Below are 18,058 nucleotides of genomic sequence, written 5' to 3'. Positions count from 1 at the left end.
CTAAAGCTCCACAATTACAGGGGTATGGTCACTGGGTTTTTCCCAACCGCGCGGCTCCCGGTCGATCCAACAGCGTTTTGCCTGGCCGTAAAGCTTTTCCGTCAGATAAATGTGGTCAATGCGCCAGCCGCGATTCCGACTAAAACCCCGCGTCCGATAATCCCACCAGCTAAATTGATCTGCCTCTTGGTTAAATTTGCGGAATACATCCTGAAAGCCGAAGTCCAGGATCGCCGTTAAAGTCTCTCTTTCTGCGGGGGAAGCCATAATGTGATCCGGTTTTTTCGGCATATAAATATCCCGGTCTTCGAGGGCAATATTAAAATCGCCGCACATTAAAATCTCTCGATCGTCTTTGCACAATTCTTTTAAATAGGCCTTGAGAACCTCAAACCAGCCCAGCTTGTAGTCATATTTTTCGCTACCGACGGCGGAACCATTGGGCACATAGAGATTCACCACCCGCACATCGCCAATCACCCCAGAAATCACCCGTTTCTGCGCGTCAAAATCCTGGGCGATCGCCGCCCCGACCACAGGCGTAAAACCAATAATCACGTCCTGGAGCGGTTCCCGACTGAGGAGAGCAACGCCATTGTAGGATTTTTGGCCAGAGATCGAGGTGTGATACCCCAGGGCTTCAAAGGGCTGCCGGGGAAAGTCCGGATCTACCACCTTTGTTTCTTGGAGACAGAGCAGATCAACCCCCGTTTGTTCTAACCATTGGCAGATGTGGGTTTGGCGAGAACGCACCGAGTTCACGTTCCAGGTTGCGATTTCCATGGGCTTCGAGAATTGGACTTAGTTAATTTAGCGTAGTTTGCGGCCAGGAATCCGACTGATACCTAGGCGATCGCCTTTTATTGCATGAACACCAACTGATAATTAATAGTGATAAAACTTGTCTGAAATAATTATTGGGTTTCTTCATATCAAAACTGATTAGCAAAAAAGACGTGATCGTTGCGGCGAGAAGTGGAGCGAGAAATTCGTAAAAACTCCTATTTTCTTTGCAGAGATAAGGTTTTTGGTCTCATGGAGTGATTGGCCAGGGCAACTTTTTACAAAAGTTAACTTGACTTTACTGAGAATAATTGTAGGATAAAGCCAATCCTTTATTGCCAAATATGTGCGATAAGTGATTAGCCTGATTAGTTTTAACGACCACTCTTTTTAAAATCACGATGCAAACCTACGATAATCCAGACGTTAAATACGAATGGTGGGCAGGCAATGCCCGGTTTGCTGACCTTTCCGGTCAGTTTATTGGTGCCCACGTGGCCCATGCTGCCTTAATTGTTTTCTGGGCAGGGGCCTTCACGTTGTTCGAAATTTCTTACTTTGACCCGACCCTACCCATGGGCGAGCAAAATTTAATCCTCTTGCCCCATTTAGCCACCCTTGGCCTGGGCATCGAAGGAAACGGTGCGATCAATACAGAGCCTTATTTTGTGATTGGTGCAATTCACCTAATTTCTTCAGCGGTACTGGCGGCAGGGGGATTGTTCCATGTGTTGCGTGGCCCCCAAGATCTCAAAACAGCCACCGGCCCAGCCCGTCGTTTCCATTTTGATTGGGAAGACCCGAAGCAATTGGGTTTAATTTTGGGCCATCACTTACTGTTGCTGGGACTGGGTGCTTTCTTGCTCGTAGCGAAAGCGATGTACTTTGGCGGTTTGTACGACACAGCGACCCAAACCGTGCGCTTGGTTACAGAGCCGACCCTCGATCCGGCGGTGATCTACGGGTATCAAACCCACTTCGCCACCGTTGATAATCTCGAAGATATCGTTGGTGGCCATATTTATGTGGGTGTACTGCTTGTGGCTGGGGGAATTTGGCACATTCTCGTGCCGCCACTCCAGTGGGCAAAAAAGGTGCTCCTGTTCTCTGGGGAAGCGATTTTGTCCTATTCCCTGGGGGCGATCGCCTTGGCGGGATTTGTGGCCGCCTACTTCTGCGCAGTGAATACCACGGCCTATCCCGTTGAATTTTATGGGCCTGTTCTCGATGTCAAACTCAGCATTGTGCCTTACTTTGCCGACACCATCGAGCTCCCCATGAACGAACACACTTCCCGTGCCTGGTTAGCCAATGCCCATTTCTTCTTTGCCTTTTTCTTCCTCCAGGGGCACCTCTGGCACGCCCTCCGCGCCATGGGCTTTGATTTCCGTCGAGTCGAAAAAGTCCTTAGCGATCCACTGGATGCCTAGGTTTTTTAACCGCTACACATCAACTTAGTAAAAGTTTTCCTCTCATAGACAATCGGGTTCCATGCAGTGATTTGGAACCTTTTTTCTTTCTCCTAACGCGACTCTTTTTAGAGTAATTGATTTTTCAATTCAAACAACTTTCTAAAGCAAGATTACGGTTTTAATCATGTCAAAAATTGGTTTATTTTTCGGCACACAAACAGGCAACACAGAAGAACTTGCCCAAGCGATCCAAGCGGCCTTTGGTGGTTCAGATATTGTCGAACTTTTTGATGTGGCTGAGGTTGATATCGAAGCACTACGGGATTTTGATCAGCTGATCATTGGTTGTCCAACCTGGAATGTGGGAGAACTACAGTCAGACTGGGAAGCCCTCTATGATGATCTCGATGACGTAGACTTTTCAGGAAAAACCATTGCCTATTTTGGGGCTGGGGATCAAGTGGGCTATGCCGACAATTTTCAGGATGCCATGGGCATTTTAGAAGAAAAAATTACCAGCCTTGGCGGGAAAACCGTAGGCCAATGGCCCACCGCTGGTTATGACCACAGCGAATCCAAAGCGGAACGGGACGGTAAATTTATCGGTTTGGCGATCGATGAAGATAATCAACCGGAATTGACGGCAGAACGTATTCAAGCTTGGGTTGCCCAACTTAAACCAGCCTTTGGTCTGTAGAACGCTTGATTAATGTCATTCAGGGGAGGAGCTTGTTGTACTCTTCCTCTGGTGGAATCAAAAGGAATTCGGTAAAGGGATTTTTCCAAATAAATTTTTTTAATCAATAACAACAATAAAAAATTATTCTAAAAATAAAAAATAAAAATGTACCAAACCAATGATGTGCTGTGGTTAAACGTTAATCCCGCTTTTAAATCCTTTGATATACCTCTCCTGAAGGTATTAGCAAAAAAACACTCAGTTCACTATTGGGAATATCAGCAATCGATGGACGAAGCCCGTTCCCTTGATGATGTTTTAGTCTTACTCCATGACTACCTCAAGCAGTGCGATCGCCCCGTCCATTTACTGGGCCACGGCACCGGGGGATTAGTGGCTTTGCTCTATGGCGATCGCCACCCAGAACGGGTAAAATCCTTGACCTTGCTGTCGGTAGGGGCTTATCCAGCGGTGGATTGGCAGGCCCATTATTATGCCCAGTTGCGCCTGTTACCTTGTCCGAGAAGTATTCTCCTAAAGCAGACCGTTTACAACCTGTTTGGGATTCAATCGCCAGCCACCGTTTATCAACTGCGGGATGTGCTCGAAAGCGACCTCAAAACGGCTCTCCCCCTCCATACCCTTTGTCGCAATCGATCTTTACCACCCCGTTCGGTCTCAATGCCTTTGTTGGTTTGTGGGGGCAGTGATGATGTGGTGATTGATCAGAAACTTCAAACAGATTGGCAGCCTTGGCTCAAGCCGGAGGATACCCTGTGGCAATGCCCCCAAGGTCGGTATTTTTTCCATTATTTTCAGCCCGAAAAAGTGGCCCATAAAATTTCGACTTTCCTGCAACTCAAGCAATCGGCACTAACAGCGACAGTTTAAAAATAGTGACCAGATTTCTAGTGAATGTTCAATTGGCGATCGCCTAATTCTTTTCAGAAGGTTGAATGTTCCAAAAGAGTTGGAGTTGATGCTGGCGTGCCCAGGCCAAAAACAAATCACTGGGAATAATCTGCTCGACGGGATAGAGACCAGGCTGGTTAATTTGCTCACTCAAGACTAACTCCGCCACCAGAGCAACCCCTAAGCCAGCGGCGATCGCCGTGTGTTCATGGACAAAATCCACCGTAACTTGCTGGGGCGTACCATCTTTTATGCCGCTAACAATTGCTCGCATCGCCACCCCCACCCCCGTAAAGGGATCCGTGAGCTTGGTCATGCCGTAGCCAATTTTGCTGAGACCTTGAATGATGCGGGGATGTTGGCGTAATGATTCCGGTAATAGGGTCATGGCCCGCGTCAGCTGATTATAAAAATTGGGCAGAGAACCAAATTTTGTGACCACCGTTTCTACCGGAAAAGACTCAGCAAAGGTAAAAGTTTCCGCCACATCAAACCAATACACCGTCGTTTTGCCAATGGGTGCCGGGAAATCGATAATCGTCGGCTCGGAATAGGGTTGTTTGGCTTGCCAAGTGCTGTCTTGAAAAACCCCAAAAGGTTCTCCTAACCCCAGAAAAGTCGTGGTCAGCACCGTTTCTCCAGCACCCCCGGAACCTGCGACACCATAATAAAGCTCAATTGTGTGAGGTTCGTCGAGCTGCTCTACACCGAGGCGCACCATACTGTTAGAGATCCCCGGAAAGACCCCTGCATTACACACCGCGATAATTCCGGCTTCCGTAGCGGCTTGGGTCAGGGGCTTGAGCTTTTGGTACAGGCAACGGTGATCGCTGACGTCGATGTAATTTTTGCCTTGGCGGATGCAGGTTTGTAGGACTCGCCCATCCCGGCGGTGAAATGGCCCCGCACAGTGAATCACCAGATCATGGTTGGCGATCGCCTTTTCTAAAGCTGCTAAATCTTCTAAATCAAGGCGCAGAAATGTTCCCTGGAGCGCCTTTGCTGTCCGCCCAGAACGCCCTGTAACCGTCACCGCACCCAAGGGGGCGATCGCCGCTGCCACCCGTTGCCCGATGCGGCCTGTGCCCCCCAAAATCAAAATTTTCCTTACCATCGGCGCTATCCTGTACTCTGGCTGCCACACCCTGGGCATTTTATCAGGCCACTCCCTGGGACAGTAGACAACGACCCACCACACCACCGCAAGCCTGAGCCTAAAAAATCCAATTTTCCCCGCCAGGTTGCCCCTAGGCTCGGATAATATTTAAGGTAGAAACGCCATTTGTTGCCAAGCCCATGGATTGAAAAGAATAGGTCTGGTTCAAAGGACGACAATGTAGACTAAGCTAAAACAGTCCCCCTGGGTCACTGCGCTTGAGGACAATGCCTCACCTTCTTGACCATCAATATTGATTTAAAATTTTTACCTAGTTTTTGATTCTTTTTTAACGATTCTGCGTTCATTATGGATAACAAAATTGCAGTCTTTCACCCCACGGGCATTTTTGATAATATCAAGTCCCTTGAGTTTAAAGATGATTTACTCAAAAGTATTACCGAGGAAAAAAAAGAAGTTGTTGTCCTTGATTTTGCTGGAATCACATTTATGGACAGTGCCGGCCTCGGATCATTGGTTTTATTATTAAAAACGGTGCGCTCCCACGGGGCGAAAATGATTTTATGTAACGTCAATGAACAGGTGCAAATGCTGTTTGAGTTGACCAATATGAACCGTGTTTTTGAAATTTTTGCGACCCAAGCAGACTTCTTTGAACAGCAGGCAGCGCAATCCTAAACAAGCCCCAAAAAGCCGAAGCGATCGCCGTAATCTTTTGTTGATTTTTTTATTGATTTTGCGGCCCCGTAAAGAACTGTAATACATTGAATGAACCCCTAAACGCTTCCTGTCACCGTCGCCATTACCTATGACTTTTTCTTCGGTTGTCCGTTTTTTGAGCCGCGCTGCCCTCACCGCAGAATTAAACCAAAAGCTCCAGACCCAAGGGGAACTCGCATTAAGTGGCCTGCCAAGACTCCCCAAAGGGCTGCTGGCCTCAAGTTTGGCGCAGTTGCAGGAGAAAAATTTATTAGTAGTTTGTGCCACCCTAGAGGAAGCCGGACGTTGGGCGGCCCAATTAGAGGCCATGGGCTGGGGGCAGGTCTTGTTTTATCCCACCTCGGAAGCATCCCCCTACGAGGCCTTTGATCCAGAGTCAGAAATGATCTGGGGGCAGATGCAAACCCTAGGGGCGATCGCCCAGGGTCAGTCGTCTAATGCTGGTAAGGGCATGGTCGTGGTGACAACGGAGCGCGCTCTCCAGCCCCATCTGCCACCCCAAACGGTTTTCCAAGATTATTGTTTGACCTTAACGCCGGGAGAAGAACTCGATCACGCCGGGGCGATCGCCACCCAGTTAACGCGCCTCGGTTATGAGCGGGTAAACATTGTCGAAACCGAAGGCCAGTGGACTCGCCGGGGAGATATTGTTGATATTTTTCCGGTGTCGGGGGAGTTACCGATCCGCTTAGATTTTTTCGGTGATCAGCTCGAAAGCATCCGGGAGTTTGACCCCAACAGCCAGCGTTCCCTCGATAAAGTAGAGCAACTGGTTTTGACCCCCACGGCCTGGGCTCCTTTAATTGGTCAACAGATTCTTGATCCGGCGGCTCTCCCCTTAACCCCAGAGGAAAAAGCACAATGGGCGGATGGTGTTTACCCGGAGGGAATGCAACGCTTTTTAGGGATCGCCTTTGCGGATCAGGTGGCTTCGATTCTGGCATATTTACCCGAAAATACCTTGGTGGCCATCGATGAACTCTCCCAATGTCTGGCCCATGGCGATCGCACCTATGAAACCAGCGAGGCCCAGTGGCAGTTGCTCAATGGCGACTTTCCCTTGCCGAAAATTCACCGCAGGGTGCAAGAAAATTTCGACCAAGTCAGCCAACGGTATCAAAAAATCACCTTGGCAGAACTCGATGATGTCAGTGAAACCAGTGTCAACCTGTCCAGTCGCCCGGTGCCCATTACACCGCACCAGTTTGGTAAATTAGCAGAAATTTTGCGGGGTAAACGGGAAATCTACAGCACCATTACCCTCGATAAATACAATGCTTGGCTGGTCTCGGCCCAACCCTCACGCTCTGTGTCCCTACTCCAGGAACATGACTGCGCCGCCCAGTTCATCCCCAACCCCAGGGATTATCCCGCCATCGAAAAGCACCAACGCCAAGGCACGGCGATCGCCCTCAAATACAAAGGCCAGGCAGAACTCGAAGGCTTTATTCTACCCACCTTTAGAATTGCCGTTGTTACCGACCGAGAATTCTATGGCCAACACGCCCTCACCACCTTTGGTTACATCAGAAAACGTCGCCGGGCCGCCTCAAAAACCGTTGACGTTAATAAGCTCAATCCCGGTGATTATATTGTCCATAAAAGCCATGGTATTGGTCGTTTTATTAAAATTGAAACTCTCCAAAGTCGAGAATATTTAGTTCTCAAATATGCCGATGGAATTTTGAGAATTCCCGCAGATTCTTTAGATACCCTGTCCCGCTATCGCCACACCGCCAAGGGACGTCCAGAACTCCACCGCATGGGCGGCAAAACCTGGGAAAAAACCAAGGCCAAGGTCAGAAAGTCCGTTAAAAAGCTGGCCGTTGACCTGTTGAAAATCTATGCCCAACGGGCGGAAATGAAAGGCACAACCTACCCAAGCGATGCCCCCTGGCAACAGGAAATGGAGGATTCTTTCCCGTACCAAGCAACCCCAGACCAACTGAAGGCCGTCCAGGATATTAAGCGGGATCTCGAAAGCGATCGCCCAATGGATCGTCTCGTCTGTGGCGATGTGGGATTTGGGAAAACAGAAGTGGCAATCCGGGCCATTTTTAAAGTCGTCACCGGTGGCCATAAACAGGTGGCTCTCTTGGCACCGACCACAATTTTGACCCAACAGCATTACCACACTTTAAAAGAACGCTTTTCTCCCTACCCGATCAATATTGGCCTTTTAAACCGCTTCCGTACCGCCTCCGAACGCAAGGACATTTTGGAACGGCTCCACAAGGGCGAATTAGACATTGTGGTCGGCACCCAACAACTCCTCGGCAAAGATGTGCAATTTAAGGATTTGGGCTTGCTTGTGGTCGATGAAGAACAACGCTTTGGGGTGAATCAAAAGGAAAAAATTAAGGCCCTCAAAACGAAGGTTGATGTTTTGACGTTGTCCGCCACCCCGATTCCGCGCACCCTATACATGTCCCTGTCGGGCATTCGGGAAATGAGCCTGATCACCACGCCACCGCCCTCCCGTCGCCCGATCCAAACCCATGTGTCCCGCCATAACCCCGAAATTATCCGCACCGCCATTCGCAATGAATTAGATCGGGGCGGACAAATTTTCTATGTGGTGCCCCGTGTCGAAGGAATCGAAACCATTGCCACCCAATTACAAGAAATGATTCCCTCGGCACGGGTGGCGATCGCCCATGGCCAGATGAACGAAGCCGACCTCGAAACGACGATGTTGACCTTTAATAATGGCGAGGCGGATATTCTTCTCTGTACGACCATTGTGGAGTCTGGCTTAGATATTCCCAGGGTGAACACGATTATCGTCGAAGATGCCCAAAAATTTGGCCTCTCCCAGCTCTATCAACTGCGGGGTCGGGTGGGACGCTCCGGGATCCAGGCCCACGCGTGGCTCCTTTATCCGAGCAAAGGGGAACTGACCGAAAAAGCCCGGAAACGATTGCGCGCCTTGCAGGAATTTAGCCAACTGGGTTCTGGTTATCAATTAGCGATGCGGGATATGGAAATTCGCGGCGTGGGAAATCTCCTTGGGGCAGAGCAGTCCGGGCAAATGGAGGCCATTGGTTTCGATCTGTACATGGAAATGCTCCAGGATTGCATCAGTGAAATTCGCGGCCAGGAAATTCCCCAGGTGGATGACTGTCAGGTGGATCTACGGCTCACGGCCTTTATTCCGAGCAACTACATCACCGATGCCGACCAAAAACTTGATGCCTATCGTCTGATTACCCAGGCCAACTCCAAACCGGAACTGATGCAAATTGCCGCTGATTGGGGCGATCGCTACGGTAAATTACCCCCCTCGGTCGAACAACTGCTCCAGGTCATTGAGTTAAAAATGATTGCCAAATCCCTTGGTTTTGCGCGCATCAAACCCGAAGGCAAACAAAATATCGTCCTAGAAACGCCCATGGAAGAACCCGCCTGGCAGCGCTTCGCCGAAAAGTTGCCGTCCCATCTCCAGTCCCGCTTTGTGTACACCTCTAAAAAAGTGACGGTGCGGGGTTTGGGGGCGATGAAACCTCAGCAACAGTTGGATAGTCTTATCGAGTGGCTCGGCAGAATGCAGGGGGTGTTAGAGGAAGCCAGGGTATAACGGAACTATCAAAGAAAGCTAAATTTTCAAGCGCAATGGAGAAAATCAATGGTATTTCATAAATACTTCATCCATGGCTGTAGAGCGCTGGTGTTACTCGGATTAATCTGGTTTTGTCTGACCCCAGCGGCGATCGCCTTACCCGTTCCTGCCCAACAGCCCCTCCAGGAAATGCAGATCCATCTGGGTACAACCAGTGGCGCCCTACGATTTGTCCCTGACCAGTTGGAATTTGTCGCTGGCCAACGCTACAAATTACTCCTCGATAATCCCAGCAATCAAAAACACTACTTCACGGCCAAGGATTTTGCCGATACCAGTTGGACTCAAAAAGTCGAAGCGGGCAAGGTGGAAGTAAAAGGGGCGATCCACGAACTCGAACTCAAGCCAGGGGCGATCGCCGAATGGATTTTGATTCCCCAAAAGACAGGCAAATTTGAACTGCATTGTTCTGTCCCTGGCCATGCCGCAGCGGGGATGGTTGGCACCATTCAAGTCATTGCTGATTCGTAAAAAAAACTCCCTCAAATCAAGAGGGAGCTGTGGGGGATAGTTGTGGACAATTTTAAAAAAACTTAACTGAGCACCAGGGGCGATTTTAGACAGCTTCGAGGTCTTTTTCGCCAGTCCGGATCCGCACAATTTGATCCACAGGAGAAATAAAGATTTTCCCGTCGCCGATTTCCCCAGTCCGGGCCGCCGCAACAATTTTGTCAACGACTGCATCTACTTGATCATCATCGATGACAATCTCAATCTTGAGCTTTTGGAGGAATTCAACGGTGTACTCAGAACCGCGATATCTTTCTGTTTGTCCTTTTTGGCGACCGAAACCGCGAACTTCAGAAACGGTCATGCCGACGATGCCTGCATTGACGAGGGCGATTTTGACTTCATCGAGTTTGAAGGGGCGAATAATGGCTTCTACTTTTTTCATTGAAGTGATGACTCCTCTTAAATAGTCTGAAAATAATGAAAAATAATGAATTAAGTGCGTGAGCTACCTTGTTTTAGCATCACAGGTAAAAAGATATCGTTAGATTCAAGACAATTGTACAGGCTAAATTTTGCTGTCCTCGATTTTCGGTGCATTCCTTAACCATGTTTCGACTACCGGAGGTAGGCTACAACGCTGACGAGTTCTAGGATTGATCGCCACGTGGCGGGTAAGGGCTGTGGCCAGGGGCGATTCTGGGGGGGAGTCTTGATTTTCCTTAAAAATCCGGTAAGAAATCTTAAATTGGCGAGAATTTTCAAGTTCTGGGTAAAGCTGAATGTCTAGGCGATCGCCCCAGGTAATTGGCCGCAAAAAATTGATGGCACTATGGACAATGGGCAGGGCAACGGTTCCCTCCCGGAGTAACCCAGACCAATCCATACCGTTCTCTATGAGACATATTTCATAAGCCTCATGGCAAATATGGAGAAGCTGGGCAAAATAGACCACCCCGGCGGCATCGGTATCCGCCAAATGGATGGTTCGTCGATAAGCGTAAGCCATAAACTTCGATTCCGAAATCTCTATGGGACAATAAAAGCGTTGTGCCGCAAAAATGACGATGTCTGCTCCAGGCCCCTACCAAAGTAAACTCTTTAACTTTCTCAATCGTCAATCGATCCAGTGGGGAAGCCGACTGACCCAGGCCGCCCGCCGCCTTAAAATTACGGTGGAGTGGGGTAGCCAAATCGCTCTGTATCCGCTGTATCTACTGGTGCAAACCAGCCGCGTTGCGGTGCGTCAAATTGCCGCCGCCCAAACAGAACGCAAACGCCTTGCCCTCGCGGAGGCAGCGACCCAAACATCGGATTTTCCCCTCAGCATTTCTGGAGGTGACGGTACAACTCAGCCCCCCCTCCAAGGCATTGCCTGCGACCTCAAAACCCAGGACATTTTATTTGTCGATCAAGACAATCACACCGTTGAACCCCAGCAATCCCAAACGGAGCTACAGCGACAAATCAGTTTTCACCTCGGCAGCGTTAACTATCAAAAAAGACAGCAGGATCTGGCGAGCCAAACCCCAAATCCTCGGATTCTCCCGCCCGTGCATCACCATAATCCCCGGCTGCTAGCTCCGGTACGTTGGTTGATGCAGGGTTTAAGTTGGCTTGAACGAAGTCCGGTGGCGATCGCCATTGATCTCTTCGGTGAATCCCATTGGCACACGGCGGTGCTTCCCCCCGAAATTTATTCGCCCCAGCTTTTACCCCCGTTGCCCCTCGCCCCAGTGCTTAAGCCCCTGGATCAACGGCTGGCCCAGTTAGAACAGCGGGTTCTGGCGCCCACGGCTCCCGCCGAAGCCTTACCACCCTTGCAACGTTTTTTTCGCAACTGGTTTAAGATTCAACCCGCCACCAGTGCGATCACGGCCCCCGACCCCGTCGTCACCCCGAAGCCCTGGCTGACCTGGGCCGACCTCTTCCAAGCCAAAACAAAGTCTGCCGAGGCCATTGATCAAGCTAATCTTAATTCGCCTCAGGCTCAACTAACTCCGCCGCCACTGGCCACAACTTTAGACCAACCAATTTCTCGCCCTGAATCGGGGGCGATCGCCACGGTCATATCTCAGACCCAGAGCCTCACCCAGCCGGATGCCCCCCCAAATGCGACGGAGATCGAGGCGAAGCCGGAGTGGATAGAAGCGGAGGCCCTCAGCGTTGGTTACGAGCAACATTTTTTGGAGCGGCTTTTAAAGGCGGTGGATCACCTTTTGGCTTGGGTTGAACATACGGCCAGTCAACTCTTTAAAAAACTAAATCAGCTTAGGAAATAAACAAAACCAGTCAATAGCGCTGCGACAAGCAAATGTCATCAGGATCGGTAGCCCAGCAGGCTAAAATTGGAGTGTTTTCAAAAACCTTAGCACTCTCGGATTATGGTGGCGATCGCACTTGTGGGTAAAGGACTAAAAAGTCTAGGGCTAGGCGCGTTAGCATTGGCTTCTGGAGCCGCAATTATTACCCTGCAACAATTCCGTCTCAATAATTTGAAGCAAGCCACCGACTTAACCCCAGAAATTGTCGAGCGTCAGGCACAAACGGAAGCGGCCAGTTTAGACCTGTGGCAACAACTGCCCACCTACGGTTACGACAATTTAATTTCTGATTGGATTTTTCTGCGATTTTTACAATACTTTGGGGATGATGAGGCGCGAAAATTGGGGAATTATCGCCTCAGTGCGGATTATTTTGAGGTCATCGTTGATTTAGACCCTTGGTTTAAGGAAGGCTATTACTATCTGTCGGGGAGCAGTTCCCTCTACGCTGGTACCCCAGACCGCACCGTCGAGTTGTTAAATCGTGGCCTGGCCGAGATGACTCCTACTGTCCCGGATCAAAGTTTTTATCTCTGGCGCATGAAAGCCATTGACGAGCATCTTTTCCTTGGTGATATTCCCGCTGCCATTCAATCCTACAAAACGGCGGCGGCCTGGGCGGCCTACTATGATGACCCCGAAAGTCAAAATGCCCAACAACGCTCTGAAGCCAGTGTTGCCTTTTTGGAACGGGATCCCCGCAGTATTATGGCGCGGGTAACGGCTTGGTCGTCGATTTTGGGGCAGGCGCGGGATGTGGAAACCCAAAGACGGGCGATCGCCGAGCTAGAGGCGATGGGGGTAATTGTTCGCATTGATGAAAATGGCAGACCCCGCTTTCAGGTGCCGCCGGAGATCCTAGAGGCGGAAAAAGAGGCTTTCCAAATTGAGGAAAATTAAAGATTCGATGACCCAGAAAATTCCGCAAAGCACCGCTGGAATATTTCGATAAATCCTTGGATCTGTTGGGGGCTGTGGGTCGCCATCACCGACACGCGAATGCGGCTGGTGGGAACTGTTGGCGGGCGAATGGCAGGGGCAAAGAAACCTGCGGCCAAAAGGCGATCGCCCATGGTTAGTGCTTGCTGGGGATTAGCGAGACCAAAACAAAGCACCGCCGATTCAGAAGATACTAATTCATGGTTCCCAAGGGCGCTTTTTAACTGACGAATGTTTTCCCAGAGTTGCTGCCGCCGTTGGGGTTCATGCTGCAAAATATGAATTGCGGCGAGAGCGGCCGCCGTATCCGCTGGGGAGAGTCCGGTGGTGTAAATCCAAGTCGGGGCGCGGTTACGGAGAAAATCAATCATAGCTTTACTGCCCGCCACATAGCCGCCGAGACTGCCCAGGGCTTTGCTGAGGGTGCCCACTTGAATAAGCGGTTGCTGGGTACAATGAAAATGTTCCACAACTCCGGCACCTTTTTGGCCCAAAACCCCAGTCCCGTGGGCCTCGTCTACGAGTAGCATGGTGGAAAATTCCTTGGCGATCGCCAACAATTCGGGCAGTAAACAGAGATCGCCATCCATACTAAAAACGCTATCGGTGGTGATCAGGCAACGGCGGTAGTTTTGTCGATGGGTTTCGAGGAGCTGACGTAATGCGTCTAAATCATTGTGGTCATATTCCAACACTGTCGCACCGCTTAATTTTGCCCCATTTTTTAAACTCGAATGGTTGTATTGATCCCCTAAAATCAGGTCTTTTTTGTTGGTAATGGCGCTAATGGTGCCGAGGTTGGCTAGATAACCGGAGCTAAATACTAGGGCATCTTCGGTTTGTTTGAGATTGGCGATCGCCTGCTCCAAATCCCGGTGGAGTTGTCGGTGGCCACTGGTGAGCCGAGAGCCTGTACTCCCCGTCCCCAGCGTCTTGGTGGCCGCTATGGCAGCATCAATTAAGCGGCGATCGCCCGCTAAACCCAGATAGTCATTGCTGGCAAAATTAACCACCGATTGACCATTTAAGGTCACCGTTGCCCCCGATTGACTGGTGATTGTTTTCGGTTGTCGATACCAATTTGCTTTTTTGATAGTGGCCAAAGCGGTCTCTAGCCAGCCATAAATAGGATCAGAATTCGCCATGATTACTTCGCATCGAGCCAATTTTTACCACAGTGAATATCAACCACTAAAGGAATAGATAAAGGTACCGCTTGTTCCATTGTGGTTTTGATTTTAGGGCCTAATTCTTCCCATTCTTCTGGGGGCATTTCAAAAACTAATTCATCATGAACTTGGAGTAACAAACGAGCCTGATAATCCTTTAATAATTCGTGAATTTGGATCATCGCCACTTTGATAATATCAGCACTGGAACCCTGGATCGGTGCATTAGCCGCTGCCCGTAATAATTGGGCATCGTTGTAGGCATAATCGAGGCTATCTAAATCAATCGCTTTAGGATCGCTGCCTTTTAGTTCAATTAAACAGTTACTGATAAAGTCAAAGTTGCGCCGTCGCTGCAAAATTGTACTCACGTAACCCTGGGCGATCGCCTGCTTTTTAACCAGTTCTAAATACTCAAAAACCTTAGCATAACGTTCATGGTAGCGATCAATAAAAGCCCGTCCTTCTTCCTTAGAAACGCCCGCTTCCCGGGCAAACCGCTGGGCACCCATCCCATAGATCACACCAAAATTGATAATCTTACCAATTCGTCGTTCTGCGGCAGTGACAGCCTGGGACGAGTCCCGATCAAAAATCATTTGCGCCGTAACCCGGTGGACATCTTCTCCGGCTTGGTAGGCCTGTAATAAAATGGGTTCTTGACTTAAGTGGGTCAGAATTCTAAGTTCAATTTGTGAATAATCTGCCGCGACAAGTACCCAATTTTCTTTAGGGATAAATGCCCGCCGAATCCGTTGGGAAAATTCAGTGCGTACCGGAATATTTTGCAAATTGGGGTTCGATGAAGAAAGTCGCCCTGTACTGGTTAAAGTTTGATTGAAATCTGTATGAATTCTATCGGTTTTTGGGCTAACGAGGGTCGGCAAAGCATCAATATAGGTGGATTTTAATTTTGCAAGGGTACGATATTCAAGAATGTAATCAATGATTGGGTGATCCCCTTGTAATTTTTCGAGGACAGCGTGGTTTGTTGAATAGCCTGTTTTGGTTTTGCGTGTTTTCTTTGTGTTTAAACCCAACTTTTCGAAAAGGATTTCTCCTAATTGTTTGGGGGAATTGAGATTAAATCGTTCATCTGCTGCGTTGTAAGCTTTGGTTTCTAAGTCTGTTAAATCAGCCCCCAATTCTTCGGCTAATTGCTGAAGATAGTCTTGATCAATGCGAATACCTGTATTCTCCATGGCACAGAGTACTGGTTCTAGGGGCGTTTCAACTTCTTCTAGGAGTTTTTCTAAATCGGGGTAATCTTTAAGCTCGACTTTTAATTTTTGGCAGACTAGATAAGTTGTATAAACATCTAAGCCACAGTATTCTGCCGCAACGGGAATCTCTAGATCTGCAATGGTTTGTTTTTTGGTTAACCCTAAATCTTTATAGCTTTTAGCAATGATATTTCCCAGATAACGTAGGCTCAAATCCGTTAAATTATGTTTCATCTCTGGATGTAAAACATAACTTGCTAACATCGTATCGAACACTACCCCAGCTAGGGTGATTCCCTGGTGGGCAAAAATAGCGCGGTCAAACTTCGCATTTTGAAAAACTTTTGGATATTTTTCTGTTTCCAAAATCGGTTTTAGAGCCTGAAAAATTTGCGTTTTTTCTAGTTGGTTTCCGTTATGGTGAGCAATGGGAATGTAGGCAATATTGCCTGGGTCTCTCCCCCAACAGCACCCAATACCCACGAGATCGACTTCCCGGGGATCTAAACCGGTAGTTTCTGTATCCCAGGCCACGGGGTGATTGACATCAGTTTGGGTTTTGAGTTGATCGATTAACTCAGTGAGCTTCTCTGCGGTGTCAATAATCAGTGGCTGGATCGGCGAGATAGTTGCAGTTGGGGGCGTCTGGGCTTGATTTTGGTCGGGATCTGAGGGAGCAAAAATAGATAATTGTGCGTTACCTGCTTCGTCAACGGTCGTGTTATTGGACTGGACAGATTCTAGGGTGGGAATCTCGATGGTTTCTGCGCCAAAAATTTGCTGGATTCTACCAATATCCTGGATAAATTTTTTGAGTTCTAATTTCGTTAAAATCCCGATTGCTTGCTCTAGATTAAAGCCAGTTAAATGAAGCTCATTTAAGAGAATATTAATGGGCGCATCCTGGGCAATTTTTGCTAACTTTTGACAATGATAGGCGGCGTCTTTATCCGTTTCTAAACGTTTTTTAGTGGCGCCTTTAATATTATCGAGGTTGGCATAAATATTATCTAAACTGCCAAATTCATGGATGAGCTTAATGGCGGTTTTCTCACCAATGCCCTGGACACCTTTGTAATTATCGGAGGAATCACCCGCGAGGGCTTTGAAGTCTACGACTTGCTCTGGTTTTACACCTAATTTTGCTTCGACAAGTTCTGGGGTGAATTCTTCATAGCTACCGCTTTTGACGCCCTTGGTATCGAGGTAAAGAATGCTGATTTTTTTGTCAGGGTCTACCAACTGAAAAAGATCGCGATCGCCTGTCAAAATTTTTACCTGTTGGCCTGCTTCACTGGCTTGTCGGGCGAGGGTCGCAAGCACATCATCGGCTTCATAACCCACAGCAGCCACCCGGGACACATTTAAGCTATCGAGCAGGTCGAGGAGATTTTCAAAATCGGGCCGGAAATCGTCTGGGGCAGGCTTACGTTGGGCCTTGTAGTTCTCGTCGGCGGTGTGGCGAAAGGTGGGTTCAGGTCGGTCAAAGGCGATCGCCACCGCATCGGGTTTTTGGCGTTCGATCACCTGCACAAGGGCATTGAGAAAGCCAAAGCAAATACTCGTCGGAATTCCCGTTGAAGTCCGCAGCGCCCCTTGTCTAGACTTGGCAAAGGCGTAGTAGCAGCGAAAGGCGAGGGAGTGACCATCAATTAGGAGCAGCAGCGGCGTTGTCATTAATACTTACGGAACAATTCAAGGAGCAATCGACTATGATGATCTTCCCATAATCCCGCCATTTCATCACCCCAGGGATTTGTTTTATTCTAAAGAGGAGATTCTTTTTTACTTCCTTGATTTCAATCATCAAGAAAATAACTGATATTAAATTATTCAAAAATATTGCCCTTTTAAACTTATCAAACATGAAAAATTTTGACGCCTTTTTTCAAAAAATTTATGCTCAACCCATCGAAGCTCGGCAACATTGGTATGCAGAGGCAACCCAAGCCTATGACCAATATCGTGCCCCCTATATGCCGGAAATTATTGATTTAATCTGCGGAAAAATCAAGCCGGAAAGTGTCATTCTAGAAATTGGCAGCGGCCCAGGCAATGCAACGCAACATTTTGCCCAACGGGGTTTTTCATTAATCTGTTTAGAGCCGAACCCACGAGCCTGTAAATTTGCCGCCCAACGCTTCCAAAATTACCCAATTCAAATTATTAATACCACCTTTGAAGAATGGGGACCGACCCTAGAAAAATTCGATACCATTCTTGCCAGTACTTCTTTTCACTGGCTGCAACCAGATACCAGATGCCAGGCGATCGCCAGTTTACTCAAGCCCCAGGGGAACATAGTTCTGCTTTGGAATACCGTGCCCCAACCGGATCCCACCATTTTTCAGGATCTCTTGCCTCTCTATGAAAAATATATGCCCAGCTTTGCCAGCTTTGAAAATATCGCTGTCCAAGAACAAAATCTCAAGAACATCAGCCAAGGTTTGCTTGATTCAAATTGTTTTCAAAACTTAGAACTAACCCAGATCATTGAAACAAAAGATTATTCCCCCAACGATTACCTCAAATTACTCACAACTCTTTCTCCCTACATTGCCCTAGATTCCACAGTTCGCAGGCAACTCTTCGATGAACTAAAGGCTGTCTTTCAAGCTCGAAAAATTCAGACGATTCCCACCCAATATATTTGCGCTGCCCACATTGCCCAAGTGAAACCGCCCAATTAAGAAAAAAGGTGAGAATCACTG

The 18,058-nt window shown here is 48.4% G+C and carries 15 protein-coding genes; 9 read left to right on the top strand and 6 right to left on the bottom strand.

Translation table 11 applies throughout. The annotated features are described in order from the left end of the window. Positions 1-783 carry an exodeoxyribonuclease III gene (gene xth / locus AWQ23_RS06650; protein ID WP_041443459.1) on the bottom strand — a complete coding sequence of 261 codons (783 nt, stop codon included), beginning with the start codon at positions 781-783 and terminating at the stop codon, positions 1-3. A gap of 401 nt (positions 784-1,184) precedes the next feature. Here xth and AWQ23_RS06645 point away from each other — a divergent pair, with 401 nt between their 5' ends. The 3 genes from AWQ23_RS06645 to AWQ23_RS06635 all read left to right on the top strand — a co-directional run bounded on the left by AWQ23_RS06645 (position 1,185) and on the right by AWQ23_RS06635 (position 3,765). Next, positions 1,185-2,213 (top strand): chlorophyll a/b binding light-harvesting protein, encoded by a 1,029-nt coding sequence (locus AWQ23_RS06645; RefSeq protein ID WP_041443458.1) that lies wholly within the window; start codon positions 1,185-1,187, stop codon positions 2,211-2,213. Between the two features lie 166 nt (positions 2,214-2,379). After that, positions 2,380-2,892 (top strand): flavodoxin FldA, encoded by a 513-nt coding sequence (fldA, locus tag AWQ23_RS06640; protein WP_062433665.1) that lies wholly within the window; start codon positions 2,380-2,382, stop codon positions 2,890-2,892. Between the two features lie 147 nt (positions 2,893-3,039). Further along, a complete protein-coding gene (locus AWQ23_RS06635; RefSeq protein ID WP_062433662.1) occupies positions 3,040-3,765 on the top strand; it encodes an alpha/beta fold hydrolase in 726 nt (241 codons plus the stop codon). 43 nt (positions 3,766-3,808) lie between these two features. Here the strand turns inward: AWQ23_RS06635 and AWQ23_RS06630 are convergent, their stop codons facing one another. Beyond that, positions 3,809-4,900 (bottom strand): saccharopine dehydrogenase family protein, encoded by a 1,092-nt coding sequence (locus tag AWQ23_RS06630; protein WP_062433660.1) that lies wholly within the window; start codon positions 4,898-4,900, stop codon positions 3,809-3,811. Between the two features lie 351 nt (positions 4,901-5,251). Here AWQ23_RS06630 and AWQ23_RS06625 point away from each other — a divergent pair, with 351 nt between their 5' ends. The 3 genes from AWQ23_RS06625 (at position 5,252) to AWQ23_RS06615 (ending at position 9,713) form a co-directional block, all read left to right on the top strand. Next, on the top strand, positions 5,252-5,581 hold the full coding sequence (locus AWQ23_RS06625) for an STAS domain-containing protein (protein WP_062433658.1): 330 nt from the start codon (positions 5,252-5,254) through the stop codon (positions 5,579-5,581). 130 nt (positions 5,582-5,711) lie between these two features. After that, positions 5,712-9,200 carry a transcription-repair coupling factor gene (mfd, locus tag AWQ23_RS06620; RefSeq protein ID WP_062433656.1) on the top strand — a complete coding sequence of 1,163 codons (3,489 nt, stop codon included), beginning with the start codon at positions 5,712-5,714 and terminating at the stop codon, positions 9,198-9,200. A gap of 48 nt (positions 9,201-9,248) precedes the next feature. After that, positions 9,249-9,713 (top strand): plastocyanin/azurin family copper-binding protein, encoded by a 465-nt coding sequence (locus AWQ23_RS06615; protein ID WP_012306906.1) that lies wholly within the window; start codon positions 9,249-9,251, stop codon positions 9,711-9,713. Positions 9,714-9,798: 85 nt separating this feature from the next. Here AWQ23_RS06615 and AWQ23_RS06610 read toward each other — a convergent pair whose 3' ends face one another. After that, positions 9,799-10,137, bottom strand: a complete 339-nt coding sequence (locus AWQ23_RS06610) for a P-II family nitrogen regulator (RefSeq protein ID WP_012306905.1) — start codon at positions 10,135-10,137, stop codon at positions 9,799-9,801. Between the two features lie 123 nt (positions 10,138-10,260). Next, positions 10,261-10,701, bottom strand: coding sequence for a thioesterase family protein (locus AWQ23_RS06605; RefSeq protein WP_062433654.1), 441 nt, complete (start codon positions 10,699-10,701; stop codon positions 10,261-10,263). 52 nt (positions 10,702-10,753) lie between these two features. Here AWQ23_RS06605 and AWQ23_RS06600 point away from each other — a divergent pair, with 52 nt between their 5' ends. After that, positions 10,754-11,974, top strand: coding sequence for a hypothetical protein (locus AWQ23_RS06600; RefSeq protein ID WP_157072199.1), 1,221 nt, complete (start codon positions 10,754-10,756; stop codon positions 11,972-11,974). Between the two features lie 102 nt (positions 11,975-12,076). Then, positions 12,077-12,916: a hypothetical protein gene (locus AWQ23_RS06595; protein WP_030006501.1), complete on the top strand. Its 840-nt coding sequence runs from the start codon at positions 12,077-12,079 to the stop codon at positions 12,914-12,916. Here the strand turns inward: AWQ23_RS06595 and bioF are convergent. Both bioF and polA read right to left on the bottom strand, forming a co-directional pair. Next, on the bottom strand, positions 12,913-14,100 hold the full coding sequence (bioF, locus tag AWQ23_RS06590; protein ID WP_062433650.1) for an 8-amino-7-oxononanoate synthase: 1,188 nt from the start codon (positions 14,098-14,100) through the stop codon (positions 12,913-12,915). The two genes, AWQ23_RS06595 and bioF, sit on opposite strands and share 4 nt — an antisense overlap. 2 nt (positions 14,101-14,102) lie before the next feature. Continuing rightward, positions 14,103-17,024: a DNA polymerase I gene (gene polA / locus AWQ23_RS06585; RefSeq protein ID WP_062433647.1), complete on the bottom strand. Its 2,922-nt coding sequence runs from the start codon at positions 17,022-17,024 to the stop codon at positions 14,103-14,105. 188 nt (positions 17,025-17,212) lie between these two features. On the opposite strand from polA, the gene AWQ23_RS06575 reads away from it, so the two are divergent. Further along, the gene (locus AWQ23_RS06575; RefSeq protein WP_062433642.1) at positions 17,213-18,037 is read left to right on the top strand and encodes a class I SAM-dependent methyltransferase; all 825 of its coding nucleotides are present in this window, start codon (positions 17,213-17,215) and stop codon (positions 18,035-18,037) included. Positions 18,038-18,058 lie beyond the last annotated feature (21 nt).

Source organism: Picosynechococcus sp. PCC 73109, assembly GCF_001521855.1.
Lineage (GTDB): Bacteria > Cyanobacteriota > Cyanobacteriia > Cyanobacteriales > MRBY01 > MRBY01.
Note: the sequence above shows the minus strand (reverse complement) of the source record. Positions and strands in the feature narration are given on the sequence as shown.

Bases quoted from the DNA above. Each gene is read 5' to 3' on its own strand.
- xth (WP_041443459.1), bottom strand. From the start codon at position 783: ATGGAAATCGCAACCTGGAACGTGAACTCGGTGCGTTCTCGCCAAACC.
- AWQ23_RS06645 (WP_041443458.1), top strand. From the start codon at position 1,185: ATGCAAACCTACGATAATCCAGACGTTAAATACGAATGGTGGGCAGGC.
- fldA (WP_062433665.1), top strand. From the start codon at position 2,380: ATGTCAAAAATTGGTTTATTTTTCGGCACACAAACAGGCAACACAGAA.
- AWQ23_RS06635 (WP_062433662.1), top strand. From the start codon at position 3,040: ATGTACCAAACCAATGATGTGCTGTGGTTAAACGTTAATCCCGCTTTT.
- AWQ23_RS06630 (WP_062433660.1), bottom strand. From the start codon at position 4,900: ATGGTAAGGAAAATTTTGATTTTGGGGGGCACAGGCCGCATCGGGCAA.
- AWQ23_RS06625 (WP_062433658.1), top strand. From the start codon at position 5,252: ATGGATAACAAAATTGCAGTCTTTCACCCCACGGGCATTTTTGATAAT.
- mfd (WP_062433656.1), top strand. From the start codon at position 5,712: ATGACTTTTTCTTCGGTTGTCCGTTTTTTGAGCCGCGCTGCCCTCACC.
- AWQ23_RS06615 (WP_012306906.1), top strand. From the start codon at position 9,249: ATGGTATTTCATAAATACTTCATCCATGGCTGTAGAGCGCTGGTGTTA.
- AWQ23_RS06610 (WP_012306905.1), bottom strand. From the start codon at position 10,137: ATGAAAAAAGTAGAAGCCATTATTCGCCCCTTCAAACTCGATGAAGTC.
- AWQ23_RS06605 (WP_062433654.1), bottom strand. From the start codon at position 10,701: ATGGCTTACGCTTATCGACGAACCATCCATTTGGCGGATACCGATGCC.
- AWQ23_RS06600 (WP_157072199.1), top strand. From the start codon at position 10,754: ATGACGATGTCTGCTCCAGGCCCCTACCAAAGTAAACTCTTTAACTTT.
- AWQ23_RS06595 (WP_030006501.1), top strand. From the start codon at position 12,077: ATGGTGGCGATCGCACTTGTGGGTAAAGGACTAAAAAGTCTAGGGCTA.
- bioF (WP_062433650.1), bottom strand. From the start codon at position 14,100: ATGGCGAATTCTGATCCTATTTATGGCTGGCTAGAGACCGCTTTGGCC.
- polA (WP_062433647.1), bottom strand. From the start codon at position 17,024: ATGACAACGCCGCTGCTGCTCCTAATTGATGGTCACTCCCTCGCCTTT.
- AWQ23_RS06575 (WP_062433642.1), top strand. From the start codon at position 17,213: ATGAAAAATTTTGACGCCTTTTTTCAAAAAATTTATGCTCAACCCATC.